Below are 16,247 nucleotides of genomic sequence, written 5' to 3' on the forward strand. Positions count from 1 at the left end.
CCGGCCGGCGGCCCGTCACACCAGGCGGCGGGCCGTCGCCCACCGGGTCAGCTCGTGCCGGTTGGAGAGCTGGAGCTTGCGCAGCACGGCGGAGACATGCGACTCGACCGTCTTCACCGAGATGAACAGTTGCTTGGCGATCTCCTTGTACGCGTACCCGCGCGCGATCAGCCGCAGCACCTCCCGCTCCCGCTGCGTCAGCCGGTCCAGGTCCTCGTCGACCGGCGGCGCGTCCGTGGAGGCGAACGCGTCCAGCACGAAGCCGGCCAGCCGCGGCGAGAACACCGCGTCGCCGTCCTGCACCCGGAAGACCGAGTCGACCAGGTCCGTGCCGGTGATGGTCTTGGTGACATAGCCGCGGGCGCCGCCCCGGATCACGCCGATCACGTCCTCCGCGGCGTCGGACACCGACAGCGCCAGGAAGCGCACCGGGTCCTGAGCGGCGCCCATCAGCGGGGCGCAGCGGCGCAGCACCTCGACCCCGCCGCCGCCGGGCAGATGCACGTCGAGCAGGACGACCTCCGGCCGGGTCGCCGTGATCACGGTGACCGCCTGGTCGACGTCGGCTGCCTCACCGACGACCTCGACGCCCGTCCGCTCGGTCTCCCCGATCTCGGCCTGCACACCGGTGCGGAACATCCGGTGGTCGTCGACGAGCACGACCCGTACCCGTCGCTCCTCGGTCTGTTCTGCGGCCTCGGTCATCCGTCCGCCCTCTCCATCTCGAGCTCCACTTCCGTACCGTCCCCGGGCACGGAGCGCAGCCGCGCCGTCCCGCCGTTGCGCTGCATACGGCCGATGATCGATTCTCTGACGCCCATCCGGTCCTCCGGCACGGCGTCCAGGTCGAAGCCGGGCCCCCGGTCCCGTACGGACACGAAGACCGTACGGCCCTCGACCTCCGCGAACACCTGCACCGCCCCTCCCGCGCCACCGTACTTGGCGGCGTTGACCATCGCCTCGCGCGCGGCCTGCATCTGTGCCGCCAGCTTCTCGTCGAGGGGGCAGTCGCCGACGACGACGACCTCGAGCGGGACGCCGTGCTTGTCCTCGACCTCGGCGGCCGTCCTCTTGACCGCCTCCGCGAGGGTGCCGGGCTCCTCGTCCTCTTCCTTGCCGGTGCCCTCCGGCCGGTAGAGCCAGTTTCGCAGCTCCCGCTCCTGGGCGCGGGCGAGTCGGCGGACCTCCCCGCCGTCGTCGGCGTTCCGCTGGATCAGGGTGAGGGTGTGCAGCACGGAGTCGTGGACGTGCGCGGCGACCTCGGCCCGCTCCTGGGCACGGATGCGCATCGTTCGTTCCTCGGAGAGGTCCTGCGTCATCCGCACCAGCCAGGGCCCCGCGAGCAGCGCGACACCGGCGATGACGGCGACCGCGGCGGTCAGCACGTTGCCCAGTTGGGCGGCGGAGCCGCGGACCACCATGAAGACGGTCAGGCCCATGCCGACGAGCGCGACACCGGCCAGCGCCCGGGCCAGCTGGAGCAGCCGCCGGCGACGGCCGACGTCGGTCCAGCGGGCGCGGCGGGCGTTGTCCGCCTGCCGCCAGACCAGGACGACGCCGGCGCCGATGAGCAGCGTCGGCCACACGTAGCGGTTGCTGCCGCGCATGTCGACGTTGCCGATGAAGACCGCGGCGCCGAACAGGAGCGCGAGCATCGCGAAGAGCTGCCCCTTGTCGGGCTTGCGCAGCCTGCGGCGCCCGTCGGGGGTGGTCTCGAACACCGAGCGCGGCTCGTGGGTCCGGCCGCCGACCCCGAGGGGCACGACGATCCAGAACACCGCGTAGAGGACGGCGCCGAGTCCGTCGGCCAGGAACAGTCCGAGGAAGACCAGCCGCACCCAGACGACGGGAAGCCCCAGATGGCCCGCCAGACCGCGGGCCACTCCGCCGAGCATCCGTCCGTCGGCGCTGCGGTACAGCCTGCGCAGCCCGGGCTCCTCCGGCACGGGTGCGTGGGAGGAGCCGGTGGTTCCCGGAGAGGCGACTGGCATGCTCCGATCGTCACACGCGGGGCCCCGGCGCGGTATCAGGGTCGCCCCTGAACCGTCCCTGACCGGCCCCGAAATCCCGTGGCCGTCTCAGGGCCCGATATCAGGGAAGGGCCAGGGTCGTCCGGGCTCCCGTCGCCCTGCCCGGGCCGTCACCATGGACTCATGACAGAGCAGCCGACCGTCCCGCCCCCCGAGACACCGCAGCTGCGCCGCTCCCCACGCCACAAGGTGGTGGCCGGTGTGTGCGGCGGGCTGGGCCGGTACTGCGACGTGGACCCGGTGATCTTCCGGATCGCGGTGGGCGTGCTCTCCGTGACCGGCGGCATCGGGCTGATCTTCTACGGCTTCGCCTGGCTGCTGCTCCCGTCGGAGGACGACGAGGAGAACGAGTTCCGCCGGCTGCTGACCGGCCGGGTCGACGGCGCGTCGCTGACAGCCGTGCTCCTCGCACTGATCGGCTGCGGGCTCTTCCTCTCCATGCTGGGCAACGGCGGAGCCCTCTTCTTCGCGGCAATGCTGTCACTGGCGGTCGCCGGCGCGGGCGTGTGGTCCCAGCGCCGCCGGCTGGCGGTGCACGACGGCGCGCCGGGGGACACGGCGACGGCCCACGCGGTCGCGGAGGCCCCGCCGGAGACCAAGGCGCCGCCCGTGCCGGAAAGCCCCTCCTGGTGGCGCGACCCGATCGTCAAGGACGGCACGACCGGGCCGGTCCCGACCGGCTATCTGTGGGGCCCGGAGTCGGCGGTCGCGGAGGCCGCCGCGCCGCGGGCCCGCACCGGGCACGGCCCCGTGCCCCGGCAGAACCGGGGTCCGCGGGGCATCGGCGGACCGGTCTTCCTCATGGCGCTGCTGGCGGGCGGCCTCGGCACCGGGCTGAGCTGGGAGGGCCAGCCCCTGGGCACGGCCCTGCAGATCGGCCTGGTGGCCGCGCTGGCGGTGTTCGGGCTCGGCCTGCTCGTCGGCTCGGTCCTCGGGCGCACCGGCTTCGGCACCGTCCTGCTGACGATGGTCACGGCCGTGCTGCTCGCGGGGGCCTCCGCGCTGCCGAAGGACATCAGCACGAGCTGGGGCGAGCGGACCTGGCGGCCCGCGTCGGTCACGGCCGTCGAACCGTTCTACGAGCTGGGCACCGGAGCCGGCACGCTCGACCTGTCCACCCTGGCCGTTCCCGCCGGCACGACGCTGTCGACCCGGGCCGAGATCGGGGCGGGCCAGCTCAGGATCGTCCTGCCGAAGGACGCCACCGTGAAGATCGACGCCCAGGTCGGCGTCGGCGACATCCGGCTCCCCGACGAGACGGCGCAGGACATCGACGTCGGCCCGAGTCAGGACCGCCGGCGCACGCTGGCCCCGCCGGCGGGGGCGAAACCGGCGGGCACGCTGGAGCTGGAGCTCGAAGTGGGCCTCGGACATGTGGAGGTGACCCGTGCCACGTCATGAGTCCGCACCGGAACCCCGCCGCGTGTATCTGCACGGCTTCCGCCCGGCCGGCGTGATCGCCGGCCTGAGCGTACTGACCGCGGCCCTGCTCTACGGCGGCGACGCCGGCGGCGCCTGGCACACGCCCTGGTGGGTGGCGTTCCCGATCGTGTTCGGCGGCCTCTGGCTGGCGGGCGCGGTGGCCGCGCTGCACTACGGGGTGCGACGCCGCCGTGCCGCGATCAGGGCGTCGACGGAGAACAGCGACGCGCCGGCGAGCACCAACGGCAGCCAGGCCATCAGATAGGCGAGGTCGTTGCCGTAGTAGTACGGGTCCGTCTGCCAGCTGACGGTCAGCCACAGGCTCAGCGAGATCAACGCCCCGCCGAGAGCGGCGAGCCGGGCCAGCAGGCCGAGGAGCGTGCCGATGCCGACGGCGAGCTCCCCGAAGGCGATGGCGTAGCCGAAGCCCTCCGGGTTCTTCAGCGCCAGGTCGACGAGGGCGGGGATCGCTGACGTGTCGCGCACGCCGGCCATCAGCTCCCCGATGGAGCCGGTGCCGGTGGCCGACATGAAGGCACTGTCGGTGAGTTTGTCGAGGCCCGCGTAGACGAACGTCACGCCGAGAAAGACCCGCAACGGCAGCAGGGCATACCGGCCGGCCTGCTCCCGCAGCCCCCGCGGCCCGTCGTCGGTCGTCCCGTGGCCCCATGTGGTCGCGCGCTGCGTGTGCGTCATTGGTCGTCCCCGTCTTCAGCCGATCCGTCGATCGACCATACGTACGCCGCGGCCACGCCGCTCACCAGGTCGGCGACGGAGTCTGTGACACAGCGGGGACGTCGTCAGAGGTTGTCGATGTCCGCCAGGTCGATGTCGAACGGGACGGAGAGCTTCAGGCGGTCGTGGTGGATGCCGGTGAGCGCGTACGACTGCGTGACGTGCGAGAACTCGAAGACGTGGACGACGGGGTGGTCTTCGACGCCGCCCATCTCGACCAGCCAGAAGTGCGGGATGCCCGCTTCCGCGTACAGCGGCGGCTTGCGACTGCGGTCGCGGGCCTCGGAGTCCGGGGAGACAACCTCCACTGCGAGCTGGACGTCCGCGGCCATGAAGTAAGTCTGTTTACGGCCGCTCAGGGACTCGGCCCGGACGATGGAGACATCTGGCTCGGGCCCGTTGCGCTTGTCGACTACGACGGTCATCTCCCGGTTGACGCGCGACTCGGATGGCACAGTCGGCCGTAGCCCTGCTACCAGAAGGTCGATCACCAGCGTGGAAGACTCGCTGCGGACTCACGAAGACCAAACGCCCGTCGATCAGCTCGCTGTGCGGCGGGAGGTCGGGCAGCGTCAGCAGGTCGTCCACGGTGTATCCGTCCTGCGGCGGCACCGTCCAGGTGTTCGTGACCTCAGCGATCATGGTTCCTCCCATGGACGGGATTCCTCCGTACGATCAGCCTACCCACGGCAAATGCCGACGCCGCCGCTCAAACGAATGAGCGACGGCGTCGGCGTTGACCTGCGGGAACGGTCACTCCCACTCGATGGTGCCCGGCGGCTTGCTGGTCACGTCGAGGACGACGCGGTTCACGTCGGCGACCTCGTTGGTGATCCGGGTCGAGATCTTCGCCAGCACGTCGTACGGCATCCGCGTCCAGTCGGCCGTCATCGCGTCCTCGGACGAGACCGGGCGCAGCACGATCGGGTGGCCGTAGGTGCGGCCGTCGCCCTGGACGCCGACGCTGCGGACGTCGGCGAGCAGCACGACCGGGCACTGCCAGATGTCGCGGTCCAGGCCGGCCGCCGTGAGCTCCTCGCGGGCGATCGCGTCCGCCTCGCGGAGCAGGTCGAGCCGCTCGCGGGTGACCTCGCCGACGATCCGGATGCCGAGGCCGGGGCCGGGGAACGGCTGGCGCTGGACGATCTCGTCCGGCAGGCCGAGCTCCTGGCCGACCATGCGGACCTCGTCCTTGAACAGCTGGCGCAGCGGCTCCACGAGTTCGAACTCGAGGTCCTCGGGCAGGCCGCCCACGTTGTGGTGCGACTTGATGTTGGCGGTACCGGTGCCGCCGCCGGACTCGACGACGTCCGGGTAGAGCGTGCCCTGGACGAGGAAGGCGACGTCCTCGCCGTGCTCGGCCTCGGCCACGATGTCGGCCTGGGCCTGCTCGAAGACCCGGATGAACTCGCGGCCGATGATCTTCCGCTTCTCCTCGGGGTCGGACACCCCGGCGAGCGCCTTCAGGAACCGTTCCTGCGCGTCGACGACCTTGAGCTGTACGCCCGTGGCCGCGACGAAGTCCTTCTCGACCTGCTCGGTCTCGCCCTTGCGCATCAGACCGTGGTCGACGTACACGCAGGTCAGCTGGGAGCCGATGGCCTTCTGCACGAGGGCCGCGGCGACCGCGGAGTCCACGCCGCCGGACAGCCCGCAGATGGCGCGCTTGGTGCCGACCTGGGCGCGGATCGCCTCGACCTGCTCCTCGATGACGTTGCCCGTGGTCCAGTTCGGCTCGATGCCGGCGCCGCGGTAGAGGAAGTGCTCGAGCACCTGCTGCCCGTAGGTGGAGTGCATCACCTCGGGGTGGTGCTGCACGCCGTACAGCTTCTTCTCGTCGTTCTCGAAGGCGGCGACCGGCACGACGTCCGTGGAGGCGGTGACGGTGAAGCCCTCGGGGGCGGCGGAGCAGGCGTCGCCGTGCGACATCCACACCGACTGCTCGTCCGGGGTGCCCTCGAAGAGCGTCGAGCCGCTCTTGGAGACGTGGAGCGGCGTACGGCCGTACTCGCGCGCGCCGGTGTTGTCGACGGTGCCGCCGAGCGTCGTCGCCATCAGCTGGAAGCCGTAGCACATGCCGAAGACGGGGACACCCGCCTCGAAGAGCGCACGGTCCAGGCGCGGGGCGCCCTCCGCGTACACCGACGAGGGTCCGCCGGAGAGGATGATCGCCCTCGGGTTCTTGGCCAGCATCTCGGCCACCGGCATGGTCGAGGGGACGATCTCGCTGTAGACCCGGGCCTCACGGACACGGCGGGCGATGAGCTGGGCGTACTGCGCACCGAAGTCGACAACGAGCACGACGTCGGGGGCGGCGGAGGGTGCTGCGGGCACGGGGGCTGCCTTCCGGCGGGGAAAAGGGTCTGCTTTGTCGATTCTACCGGCGCGCCGAGCACACTTTTCGTCTCACCATCCGAACCGGTTTTGGCCTCCGCGGCCGGAAGCGGTCCATACTGGCGCCATGCACAAGCAGCTGACCTTCGTCTTTACCTATGGCACCGGCCCGTCCGGCTGCCATGGTCGCGCTGCTTGATCAGCTGAACAGCGACTTCCCAGGCGCCCCGGGCCGACAAGGCCCGGGGCGCTTCGGCATTTCCGGGCCGTGCCGGGCCGGGGCCACCACTTCACCGAGGAGCCCCCAGATGTCCGTGACCGAGACCGAGAAGACCGGCGCCCGCACCGACCGGGCCGCCGCCGTGATCAGCGGCGCGCGTGAGCGGATCGACACGCTCGACGACAGGATCATCGGCCTGATCCAGGAACGGATGGCGGTCTCCGCCGTCATCCAGGACGCCCGGATCGCCTCCGGCGGCCGCCGGGTGAACCTGGCGCGCGAGATGGAGGTGCTGGCCCACTACCGGGACGCGCTCGGCAGGCCGGGCACCTCGATCGCGATGACGCTGCTGGAGCTGTGCCGGGGCAGGGTCTGACCGGCGCGCGGGCAGGCAGCAGTCCCGGCAGGCGTCCGGCCGGTCCGCGTACGCCTGCGTATCTGCGTTCGGGCGCATCCTCACCCGTACGGCGCGTGACGCACCCCGCCGGTCTTCGTTGGTCCCGTTGTCCGTGCCAGCCAGGGGCGGCCTTGAAGGAAACCACGCGTGGCTCCGCTGGGGCGTGTGACGTACCGAAGGTGCGTCGTGGGACCTCGCCACAGCGCGCGTGACCGGTCGGCAGGGGACAGCAGCCCGGTCACCACAGAGCGGTCGGCGCCGGGGACGCCCGGCACCGACCGCATCCGGTCCCACGGTTGCGCCCGCCGCAGCCCGTCCAGCAGACACGAGCCGAGCATGGTCCCCCTCCGCCCGACCACCTTTCACGAAGGCGACAGCCGCCCGTGCGCGCCGCCGCGCGCCGGACCGGCGGCCTCTCCCCACGCGGCGCACACCCCCCGGCGCCGCGCCCCCGGCACCGGCACCGCCCTGACGCCGGTGCCGACCGGAAGGGCCCCGCGGACGCGATGTCCACGGGGCCCTTCGCGACGTCGGCGCGGGGTCAGACGGAGCGGCGGCGACGGGCCGCCACGAAGAGCACCCCGCCCGCGGCGAGCGCCACAGCGGCGCCGCCCGCGGCCAGCAGGGCGGTGGAGCCGGTGGAGGCCAGGCCGCCCTGTGCGGAGTCGCCACCGGTGGTGCCGGCGGACGAGCCGCCGGTGGTGCCGCCATCGTCACCGGAGCCGCCGGTCGAACCACCGGTCGAGCCACCGGTGGTACCGCCCGTGGAGCCGCCGGTCGAGCCAGAACCGCCGGTCGAGCCACCGGTGTCGCCCGGGGTCTCCTCGTCACCGGTGCCGTTCAGCACGATCCAGCCGTCGTCGTTGGCGGGCTTCCCCTCCGCGGGGTCGTCCTCCTTCCCGGGGAACTCCGGGAAATGGATACGGCCCTTGGCGCCCGCGACGACCTTGTCGATACGGAACTCGAACGGATAGTCGCGCTGCTCGGTCTCCATGATCGGCGTGCCGGCCCAGCACAGGTACTGGGACTCGTCCTCGCCGTTCGCGGTGTTCATCGCCCGGCAGGAAGCGGGGCTCTTGGTGACCTTCGCGCCCTCGGGCACGTTGACCGTGAAGCTGAACGGCTCCCCGCCCGAGCGCAGCGCACCGATCCACGCCGGACCGTGGTTGCTCAGCCGGACGTCGACCTTGACCGTCTCGCCCTTGGCGCCGTCGGCGCGGCCGCCGGACAGGTCGAGGTCATAGGTGTTCTTCGTGGGGAAGTCGCGCTCGGCGTACCGCACGTACTCACCGGACCTGGCCTCCTGCGCCGGCTTCAGAGTGAGCGCGGCACCGGTACCGGCGCGGAAAACGAGGCCCGCGCGCAGCTGCTCCGCCTGCTTCGGGGAGACGGCCGTGAAGCGGTAGGAGAAGATGTCGCGCAGCGCGAAGGCCGCGGTCCTCACCTTCACCGGCTCGCTGAGCTGCCAGCTCTCACCGGGCCCAAAAGTGCCTTCGAAGGAGCAGAGGACGACCTTGCGGTAGTGGACCAGGTCGTCCTTGTTCTCCTCGGCGTACTCGCAGTTCTCGTACGTGGCGGGGAACGACAGTCCGCGGCTGCCCGAGAAGCGGAGCACCACGCCGTCGGCCGCCATGCTGCCGACGTTGCGGAAGCCGAGCGGCGCCGTGTACGTGTCGCCCGCGGCGAAGCCCGCGGGTTCGGCCGGCAGCTGCTTCATCCGGAGCTCGGGGCCGCCGACGAGCACGTCGACGGTGTGCTCGTCGAAGGTGAGGCCGTTGCCCTGGCCGGTCACCCTGATCTTGCCGAAGTCGCCCGCCTTGCTCTCGTCCGTGACCTCGACCCGGAGGTCGTAGTTCGGGTTGAGCACGTCACCGGGGTAGAGGGTGTCGGACGTGCAGACCGCGATCAGCCCGTCCGCCTCACAGGGCAGCTCGACGTCGGCGAAGCCCGCGAGTTCGGTGGCGTCGATGGTGATCGAGTAGCCCTCCGACGGGATCGGCGCCGGGTTCGGCTCGACGTCCGGGTCGTACCCTCCCGGGCCCTCGACCCTGATCTCGACGTTGTGCTCGGTCGGATCGACGTTGCCGCCGCTCAGCGACAGGTCGAGTTTGTCGGTCCCCTTGATGGTGACCGGCACCGGGGCTTCCTCGGCGTGCGCGGTTCCCGTGACCCCCACGGCGGCGACCGCCATGGCAGCCAGGCCGGCAAGTGCCGTCCGGCGCCACGAAGAACGTACGGATACGCGTCTGATGTCCACTCTCTTCCTCCGGTACAGCGGGAGCCACTTGGGGTGACACCTCGATCATGTGACCGCGCGCCCGCGCGGAACGTTGCACGGCGGGCGATCACGGATTCATCTCGTTCGAGCCATGAAGGCAGGCCGTGGCGCAGGTCACATAAAGATCCCGTGAGTCTGCGTGCAACCAATCCCCCTCGTCGCAGGTCATGCATGCGTAACAACGACCTCACGTGTTCGCACCCAGGTGGTGCCCGGGAGGTTCCGAATCAGCCTTCGTGCCGCCTCCCGCGGTACCCAGACTTCACTGAGGTCTCAATGAAGCTTCGCCGCGCCATGGCCCTCGCTGCCGCGACGGCCGTCATCGCACCCGCCACCTTCCTGGCGGCGCCGGCTGCGTACGCGACGACCAGCACGCCCCCGGTCTCCACCGAGACGGGCTCCGACACCCCGGGCACCGAAGACCCGGCCGACGACACCACCGGCACGCAGACGCCGGACACCACGACGCCGGACACCTCCGGCGAGCAGACGCCGGACGGAACCACTCCGGACGCCGGCACTGCCGGTGAGACGAAGACAGAGGACAAGCCCGAGGCCGGCACCCCCGGCGAGGGAACCCTGGAAGAGAAGACCCCGGGCGAGGGAACCGACGGGAAGACCCCGGAGGAGGGGAAGACCCCGGAGGACGAGGAGAACCCCGACGAGGAGTTCCCGCCGTACTGCGAGGAGCTGGACGAGAACTTCGAGGAGAAGGCGCTCGGCCTCAAGCTCTCCGGGCTGCCTGCCAAGATCGTCGCCGGCAGCGGCTGGGAGGACTTCAACCTCACCATCACCAACGACTCGAAGGCCGACCTCAAGGAGGTCGCCTTCTACGCCGAGGTCGAGAACTACGAGGTCGACGAGGACAAGTGGCTCAGCAAGCACGTCGAGCTGCAGTTCCGCCTCCCCGGCACCGACAAGTGGGAGCGGATCGGCGACGAGTCGTACGCGGGTGACTACTTCTGGGGCGTCGAGACCATGAAGTCCCAGGACTTCGTGAAGATCGACCTCCGTGTCAGCATCGCGAAGGACGCGCCTGCCGGCGACAGCTACGCCATCGGTTCCGGCGGCTACCTCGGTGACGTCGAGGGCCAGGAGTGCATCGCCGAGAACGCGGGCGCCTGGGCCGACTTCACCGTCCTGAAGCCGGGCACCCCGAACGAGACCCCGGGCGAGGCCAAGCCGGGCAAGGGCAAGCCGGACGACAAGGGCCCGGACCCGAAGCCGCAGGGCGGCGTCAAGGAACTCCCGGTCACCGGCAACCTCGCCGAGACCGGTTCCGACTCGAGCCTGCCCGTGATCGGCGCGATCGGCGGCATCGCCGTCCTCGCCGGCGCCGGTGTGGTCTTCGCCATGAAGCGCCGCCGTGGTGACGCCACCGCGTAACGGCTGACGCCTGACGCCTGGCGTTCAGGCCCCCGAAGCCACAAAGGCCGCTGCACTCGGAGGGGGGTGCAGCGGCCTTCGTGCGTCCGAAGCGCGGCCGAACCGCATCCGAAGCGCGCCCGGAGCGGGGTCACTTCTTCGGCGGGACCGCCGGCATGCCGAGGAACGGAAGCTTCAGCGCGCCGAACGCCTCGTCCGGAACGGCCGGGGACTTCGGTGCGACCGGGGACAGCCGCCGGTACTGCGCGTCCTGCGCCGGCCGCGGGTCCTCGTCGCCGTTGTTGGGCCAGAAGGACATCGCCCGCTCCGCCTGGGCGGTGATGGTCAGCGACGGGTTGACGCCCAGGTTCACCGAGACCGCGGCGCCGTCGACGACCGAGATGCCGGGGTGCCCGTACAGCCGGTGGTACGGGTCGATCACGCCGGTCCGCGGGGAGTCGCCGATCGGGCAGCCGCCCAGGAAGTGCGCGGTGAGCGGGGTGCCCATCAGTTCGCCGATGTTCGAGCCGGCGAAGCCGTTGATCTCCTCGGCGAGCAGCGAGGCCGCCCGCGTCGCCTCGGGGATCTGCGTCGGGTTCGGCGCGCCGTGGCCCTGGCGGGCGGTGAGCAGGCCCTTGCCGAGGCCCTTCGGCTTGCGGTATGTGGTCAGCGAGTTGTCGAGGGACTGCATGACCAGACCGATGATGGTCCGCTCCGACCAGCGCCGGTTGGAGAGCGCGCGCATCGCGAGCCAGGGGTGCCTCGCCATGTTGCCGAGCCAGCCGGCGACCCGGCCCTTGACCCGGTAGGGGACCTGGAGGACGGTCATGCCGCCCATCGCGTTCGAGCCCCTGCCGTAGCGGACGGGCTCGATGTGGGTGTTCTCGTCGGGGTGGATGGACGAGGTGATGGCCACGCCGCGGGTGAAGTCGACCCTGTCCGCGCCGTGGCGCTTGCGGTAGCGCCGGTTGTCGGTCTGCGCGCCCACCAGTGCCTCGGAGTTGGTGCGGGTCAGCTCGCCGAGCCGCGCCGACAGATGCGGCAGCAGTCCGCCGTCCTTCATCCGGTGCAGCAGCGTCTGCGTGCCGTACGTGCCGGCGGCGATGACGACCCGGCGGGCGGTGAACGTACGGCCCTTGCCCTTGCGCCGGTTGTCGCTCGGCAGGGTCCGGACCGCGAAGCCGCCACGGGAGTCCTCGGTGACGGCGACGACGGACGTCATCGGGTGGACGACGGCGCCCGCCTTCTCCGCGAGGTACAGATAGTTCTCGTTGAGGGTGTTCTTCGCGCCGTGACGGCAGCCCGTCATGCACTCGCCGCACTCGCTGCACGCCTTGCGGGAGGGGCCCGCGCCGCCGAAGTACGGGTCGGCGACCTCCTCGCCGGGCCTGGCCTTCACCGTGCCGTCGGCGTCCTCGCCGTCGCCGAAGAACACGCCGACGGGGGCCATGTGGAAGCTGTCGCCGACGCCCATCGCCTCCGCGGTCGCCTTCAGGTGGACGTCGGAGGGCGTCGTCGTCGGGTTGAGCCGCACGCCGAGCATCCGGCGTGCCTGGTCGTAGTACGGCTGGAGCTCGTCCTGCCAGTCGGTGATGTCCTTCCACTGCGGGTCGTCGAAGAACGGCGCTGGCGGGACGTAGAGGGTGTTGGCGTAGTTGAGCGAACCGCCGCCGACGCCCGCTCCGGCCAGCACCATCACCTTGCCGAGCAGATGGATGCGCTGGATGCCGAACAGGCCGAGGGCAGGGGCCCAGAGGTAGTTGCGCAGGTCCCAGGAGTTCTTCGGCAGGGACTCGCGGGTGAAGCGCCGGCCGGCCTCGAGCACGCCGACCCGGTAGCCCTTCTCGGTGAGGCGCAGCGCCGAGACGGAGCCGCCGAAGCCGGAGCCCACGACGAGCACGTCGTAGTCGTACGCTTCGCCGGCGCCCGCGTCCTCGTTCCGGGCAGGGGGTACCTCTGACATGGCTCTCCTCGTGAAATGTGCGGGCGTCAGGGGACGGGGGGCGGCGGGTTCGCAGGTGGGGCCTGTCAGCGCAGGCGCAGGGCCTTCATCGCCCTGAGGCTGGTGCTCATGAACGCGGCGTACTTCTCGTCGTCCATGCCGAACGACGGGGCGAGCGGCATGAGCCGCTGCTGGGCCACGGTCTGCGCCTCCGTGTACTTGAGGATGCCCTCGGAGCCGTGGCGCCGGCCGAGGCCGGAGTCCTTCATGCCGCCCATCGGGGACTGGACGCTGCCGTACGCCGGTGCGTAGCCCTCGTTGATGTTGACGGTGCCGGAGCGCAGCCGGGCGGCGACGGCGTGACCGCGCCGGCCGTCCTTGGTCCAGACGCTGGAGTTGAGGCCGTACGGGGTGGCGTTGGCCCGCTCGATAACGTCGTCCTCGTCGGTGAAGCGGTAGACGGAGACGACCGGTCCGAAGGTCTCCTCCGTGCACACGGCCATCGGCGCCTCGACGCCGTCGAGGATGGTGGGCTCGTAGAACAGCGGGCCGATGTCGGGCCGGGCGACTCCGCCCGCGACGAGCCTGGCGCCCTTGGCGACGGCCTCCTCGACGTGGCGGGTCACGGTCTCGAGCTGGCGCTCGCCCACGAGGCAGCCCATGTCGGCGCCGTAGGCGAGGGAGTTGCCGAGCCGCATGGCCTTGGTACGGGCGGCGAACCGCTCGACGAAGTCGTCGGCGATCGACTCGTGCACGTACAGCCGCTCGATGGAGATGCAGAGCTGGCCGGCGGAGGAGAAGCAGGCGCGTACGGCGCCGGCGGCGGCCTTCTCCACGTCGGCGTCGTGGAGCACCAGCATGGCGTTCTTGCCGCCGAGCTCGAGAGAGACGCCCACCAGGCGGGCGGCCGCGCCCTGCGCCACCTCGCGGCCGGTGCGGGTGGAGCCGGTGAAGGAGACGTAGTCGGCGTGCTTCACGACCTCGGGTCCGACGGCCGGGCCTTCGCCGAGGACGACCTGGAACACCTCCGCGGGCAGACCGGCCTCGATCAGCAGGTCACGCGCCCACAGGGCGGTGAGCGCGGTCTCGGTGTCGGGCTTCATGACGACGGCGTTGCCGCTGACGAACGCGGGCAGCGCGTCGCCCACGGACAGCTCCAGCGGATAGTTCCAGGGTGCGATCTGCCCCACCACGCCGCGCGGGTGACGCAGTTCGGTCGTCCTGGTGAGCACCGGGACCACGCCGGTGTGCCGCTTGGGCTTCAGGTACGAGGGGGCCTTGCGCCCGTAGTGGCGGGCGGCCACGGCGACGGCCAGCACCTCCTCGTGCGCGTGCAGCCGGGCCTTGCCGGTCTCGAGCTGGATCAGGTCGAGGACCTCCGCCTGGCGGGCGAGGACCAGGTCGTGGAAGCGCAGCAGGACGGCCGCACGGGCCCGGACCGGGGTGGCGGCCCACGCGGTCTGCGCGGCGCGGGCGCGTGCGAAGGCCGCGGCCACGTCCTCGGGCGTCGACTCGGGGAGCTCGGCCAGTCGTTCGCCGGTGAACGGCGTGTGGTTGGCGGTGCGGCCGGAGCCGGTGACGCCCTTGGTGAGCCGGGCGACCACTTCCGGGGTCACCACGTCGGCGGCGGTGCGCGCGCCGGCCGGGGCGGCGGCGGTCGGGTTGGTGCCCAGGGCGGTGGCGGTGGCCTGCGAGTCCGTCATGGGGGCGAGAGTAGGCGTAGCGAAGCACTTTGGGTACCCGTCGGTAACACCTTTTCACCAGGTGTGCACGACCGCGCCAGCGATCACTGGCACATAAGCCCTGATCAGGGCCTATCAGGTACTCGGAGGCCGCCATCCGCGCAACATGATGTCGAACTGCTCACGTGTCGTCGTCCAGTCCGTCGCGGGGCCGGACATGTAGAGGGCGTACTCCGTGCCGTCGTCCTCGTAGTACATCTGGTCGATCGCCCGCCGCGGGCCGGGATGCTCGGTGCCCTCCGTCCAGGTGAACTCCCAGAGCGCGGAGAGCGGCTGGTCCCGGAAGGTGTTGGGGTGCAGCAGCACCCGCCCGTAGTCCGGCAGCCGCTTCTCCAGACTCTTCTCCATGTCGAGCATGTGCATGTACGGGTTCTCGTGGTCGGGCGCCGGATCGATGCTGATGCGGATGCGGTGCCGGCCGTTGTCCGGCGTGTAGTCGATCTGGTTGCCGTCCATCTGGCGCCGCCAGCCGTCGGGCACCCAGAGGACGAAGCCCTCCGGGTCGTCGACGCGCTGCCAGCCCTCCGGCAGTCCCGACGCGTCCGTGCCCGGGCTCTGCTCGGGCTTCTCGGAAGGTTTGCCCGCCGAGGGCCTGTCGTCGGCGGGCTTGTCCGCCGACCGGTTGCCGCCGTCCCCGGCGCCCTTGCCCGCGTACTGCATCGCCAGGCCCGCGCCGCCGCCGACCACGGCCGCCAGGACCACGACGATCAGCGCCGTGCGTATCCGGCCGCCGCGACGGCCGGGGCCGGGCCCGCCCACCGGCTCCGTGCGGAACTGCGGCGCACCGAACTCCGGTGCCGTGCCCGACTGCGGCGCACCGAACTCCGGTGCCGTCACCGACTGTGGCGGCGGAGCCGGCTGCGCCATCCGCTGCGTCGGCACCCGCACCGGATGGCGCGCCCCCTCCGTGGCGTCAGACGCCCGCCCCTCCATGGCCTCGGTCAGCATCCGCTCGGCCTCCGCCGCGGAAGGCCGCGCGGCCGGGTCCTTGCGCAGCAGCGCCGTGATCACCGGCCCGAGCCGCCCCGCGCGCCCGGGCGCCGGCGGCTCCTCGTCCACCACGGCCTGCATCGTCGCCAGCGGCGACGAACGCCGGAACGGCGACGTCCCCTCCACCGCGGTGAACAACGTCGCACCCAGCGACCACAGATCGGAGGCCGGCCCCGGGTCGTGGCCCCGCACCCGCTCGGGCGCGAGATAGTCGATCGACCCGACGATCTCGCCCGTCCTGGTGATCGTCGAGTCGCCCTCGATGGCCGCGATCCCGAAGTCCGTGATGAGCGCGCGGCCGTCCTTGGCCAGCAGTACGTTGGCGGGCTTGATGTCCCGGTGCAGCACCCCGGCGGCGTGCGCGGCGCCCAGCGCCCGCAGGACGTCGAGACCGATCCGCGCCGCCTCCCGCTCGTCGACCCGCCCCGGCTCCTTGGCGGCGTCCGCGAGCGAGGGCCCGTCCACGTACTGCATGACGATCCAGGGCCGCGCGTCGTGTTCGAGCACGTCATGGACGGTGACGACCCCCGGGTGGCTGATGCGCGCCGCCGCCCGTGCCTCCTTCTGGGTCCGGGCGTGCATGACGGCCCGGTCGGCCTCGGACACGTACAGACCCGCCGTCAGCTCCTTGACGGCGACCACTCTGTGCAACACCTCGTCATGAGCGCGCCAGACCTTGCCCATCCCGCCGCGTCCGAGGGTCTCGCCCAGCCGGTAGCGCCCGGCGAGCAGCAGACCGGTGCCTGAACTTCGAGTGTGTTCCACGTACCCCGCCCTGTTCCTTGGAATGCC

Annotated in this window: 12 protein-coding genes and 1 pseudogene; 4 read left to right on the plus strand and 9 right to left on the minus strand. The window is 71.5% G+C overall.

All coding sequences use genetic code 11. From position 1 onward, the window contains the following. Window positions 1-15: 15 nt before the first annotated feature. Both ACFYOP_RS23630 and ACFYOP_RS23635 read right to left on the minus strand, forming a co-directional pair. Window positions 16-705: a response regulator transcription factor gene (locus ACFYOP_RS23630; RefSeq protein ID WP_356895313.1), complete on the minus strand. Its 690-nt coding sequence runs from the start codon at window positions 703-705 to the stop codon at window positions 16-18. Continuing rightward, a complete protein-coding gene (locus ACFYOP_RS23635; protein ID WP_356895311.1) occupies window positions 702-1,991 on the minus strand; it encodes a PspC domain-containing protein in 1,290 nt (429 codons plus the stop codon). The genes ACFYOP_RS23630 and ACFYOP_RS23635 overlap by 4 nt, the downstream gene beginning before the upstream one ends. A gap of 162 nt (window positions 1,992-2,153) precedes the next feature. On the opposite strand from ACFYOP_RS23635, the gene ACFYOP_RS23640 reads away from it, so the two are divergent. Both ACFYOP_RS23640 and ACFYOP_RS23645 read left to right on the plus strand, forming a co-directional pair. Then, entirely contained in the window at window positions 2,154-3,431 is a 1,278-nt protein-coding gene (locus ACFYOP_RS23640; RefSeq protein ID WP_356895309.1) for a PspC domain-containing protein, read from the plus strand. Further along, complete coding sequence (locus ACFYOP_RS23645) at window positions 3,418-3,717, plus strand: hypothetical protein (protein ID WP_356895307.1); 300 nt, start codon at window positions 3,418-3,420, stop codon at window positions 3,715-3,717. Before ACFYOP_RS23640 ends, ACFYOP_RS23645 begins: the two co-directional genes overlap by 14 nt. On the opposite strand, the gene ACFYOP_RS23650 is transcribed toward ACFYOP_RS23645, so the two are convergent. The 3 genes and pseudogenes from ACFYOP_RS23650 to guaA all read right to left on the minus strand — a co-directional run bounded on the left by ACFYOP_RS23650 (window position 3,624) and on the right by guaA (window position 6,521). Then, on the minus strand, window positions 3,624-4,148 hold the full coding sequence (locus ACFYOP_RS23650) for a DoxX family membrane protein (RefSeq protein WP_356895305.1): 525 nt from the start codon (window positions 4,146-4,148) through the stop codon (window positions 3,624-3,626). The genes ACFYOP_RS23645 and ACFYOP_RS23650 overlap by 94 nt on opposite strands. A 104-nt stretch (window positions 4,149-4,252) precedes the next feature. Continuing rightward, window positions 4,253-4,841 (minus strand): annotated as a pseudogene (locus ACFYOP_RS23655) (Uma2 family endonuclease). A gap of 99 nt (window positions 4,842-4,940) precedes the next feature. Further along, window positions 4,941-6,521 carry a glutamine-hydrolyzing GMP synthase gene (guaA, locus tag ACFYOP_RS23660; protein WP_356895303.1) on the minus strand — a complete coding sequence of 527 codons (1,581 nt, stop codon included), beginning with the start codon at window positions 6,519-6,521 and terminating at the stop codon, window positions 4,941-4,943. Window positions 6,522-6,778: 257 nt separating this feature from the next. Here guaA and ACFYOP_RS23665 point away from each other — a divergent pair, with 257 nt between their 5' ends. Continuing rightward, complete coding sequence (locus ACFYOP_RS23665; RefSeq protein WP_356895515.1) at window positions 6,779-7,117, plus strand: chorismate mutase; 339 nt, start codon at window positions 6,779-6,781, stop codon at window positions 7,115-7,117. 562 nt (window positions 7,118-7,679) lie between these two features. Here the strand turns inward: ACFYOP_RS23665 and ACFYOP_RS23670 are convergent. After that, a complete protein-coding gene (locus ACFYOP_RS23670; RefSeq protein ID WP_356895301.1) occupies window positions 7,680-9,329 on the minus strand; it encodes a hypothetical protein in 1,650 nt (549 codons plus the stop codon). A 363-nt stretch (window positions 9,330-9,692) separates the two neighbouring features. On the opposite strand from ACFYOP_RS23670, the gene ACFYOP_RS23675 reads away from it, so the two are divergent. After that, entirely contained in the window at window positions 9,693-10,802 is a 1,110-nt protein-coding gene (locus ACFYOP_RS23675) for an LAETG motif-containing sortase-dependent surface protein (RefSeq protein WP_356895299.1), read from the plus strand. A 130-nt stretch (window positions 10,803-10,932) separates the two neighbouring features. Here the strand turns inward: ACFYOP_RS23675 and ACFYOP_RS23680 are convergent, their stop codons facing one another. The 3 genes from ACFYOP_RS23680 to ACFYOP_RS23690 form a co-directional block, all read right to left on the minus strand. Next, window positions 10,933-12,744, minus strand: coding sequence for a GMC family oxidoreductase (locus ACFYOP_RS23680; RefSeq protein WP_356895297.1), 1,812 nt, complete (start codon window positions 12,742-12,744; stop codon window positions 10,933-10,935). 65 nt (window positions 12,745-12,809) lie between these two features. Beyond that, complete coding sequence (locus ACFYOP_RS23685; RefSeq protein ID WP_356895295.1) at window positions 12,810-14,426, minus strand: succinic semialdehyde dehydrogenase; 1,617 nt, start codon at window positions 14,424-14,426, stop codon at window positions 12,810-12,812. A 114-nt stretch (window positions 14,427-14,540) separates the two neighbouring features. Beyond that, window positions 14,541-16,220: a protein kinase gene (locus tag ACFYOP_RS23690; protein WP_356895293.1), complete on the minus strand. Its 1,680-nt coding sequence runs from the start codon at window positions 16,218-16,220 to the stop codon at window positions 14,541-14,543. Between the last annotated feature and the right edge of the window lie 27 nt (window positions 16,221-16,247).

The organism is Streptomyces sp. NPDC006294, from assembly GCF_042870895.1.
Lineage (GTDB): Bacteria > Actinomycetota > Actinomycetes > Streptomycetales > Streptomycetaceae > Streptomyces.

What these genes read in the sequence shown, in the direction of transcription:
- ACFYOP_RS23630 (WP_356895313.1), bottom strand. Translation starts at nt 705, where the DNA reads ATGACCGAGGCCGCAGAACAGACCGAGGAGCGACGGGTACGGGTCGTG.
- ACFYOP_RS23635 (WP_356895311.1), bottom strand. Translation starts at nt 1,991, where the DNA reads ATGCCAGTCGCCTCTCCGGGAACCACCGGCTCCTCCCACGCACCCGTG.
- ACFYOP_RS23640 (WP_356895309.1), top strand. Translation starts at nt 2,154, where the DNA reads ATGACAGAGCAGCCGACCGTCCCGCCCCCCGAGACACCGCAGCTGCGC.
- ACFYOP_RS23650 (WP_356895305.1), bottom strand. Translation starts at nt 4,148, where the DNA reads ATGACGCACACGCAGCGCGCGACCACATGGGGCCACGGGACGACCGAC.
- ACFYOP_RS23670 (WP_356895301.1), bottom strand. Translation starts at nt 9,329, where the DNA reads ATGGCGGTCGCCGCCGTGGGGGTCACGGGAACCGCGCACGCCGAGGAA.
- ACFYOP_RS23675 (WP_356895299.1), top strand. Translation starts at nt 9,693, where the DNA reads ATGAAGCTTCGCCGCGCCATGGCCCTCGCTGCCGCGACGGCCGTCATC.
- ACFYOP_RS23680 (WP_356895297.1), bottom strand. Translation starts at nt 12,744, where the DNA reads ATGTCAGAGGTACCCCCTGCCCGGAACGAGGACGCGGGCGCCGGCGAA.
- ACFYOP_RS23685 (WP_356895295.1), bottom strand. Translation starts at nt 14,426, where the DNA reads ATGACGGACTCGCAGGCCACCGCCACCGCCCTGGGCACCAACCCGACC.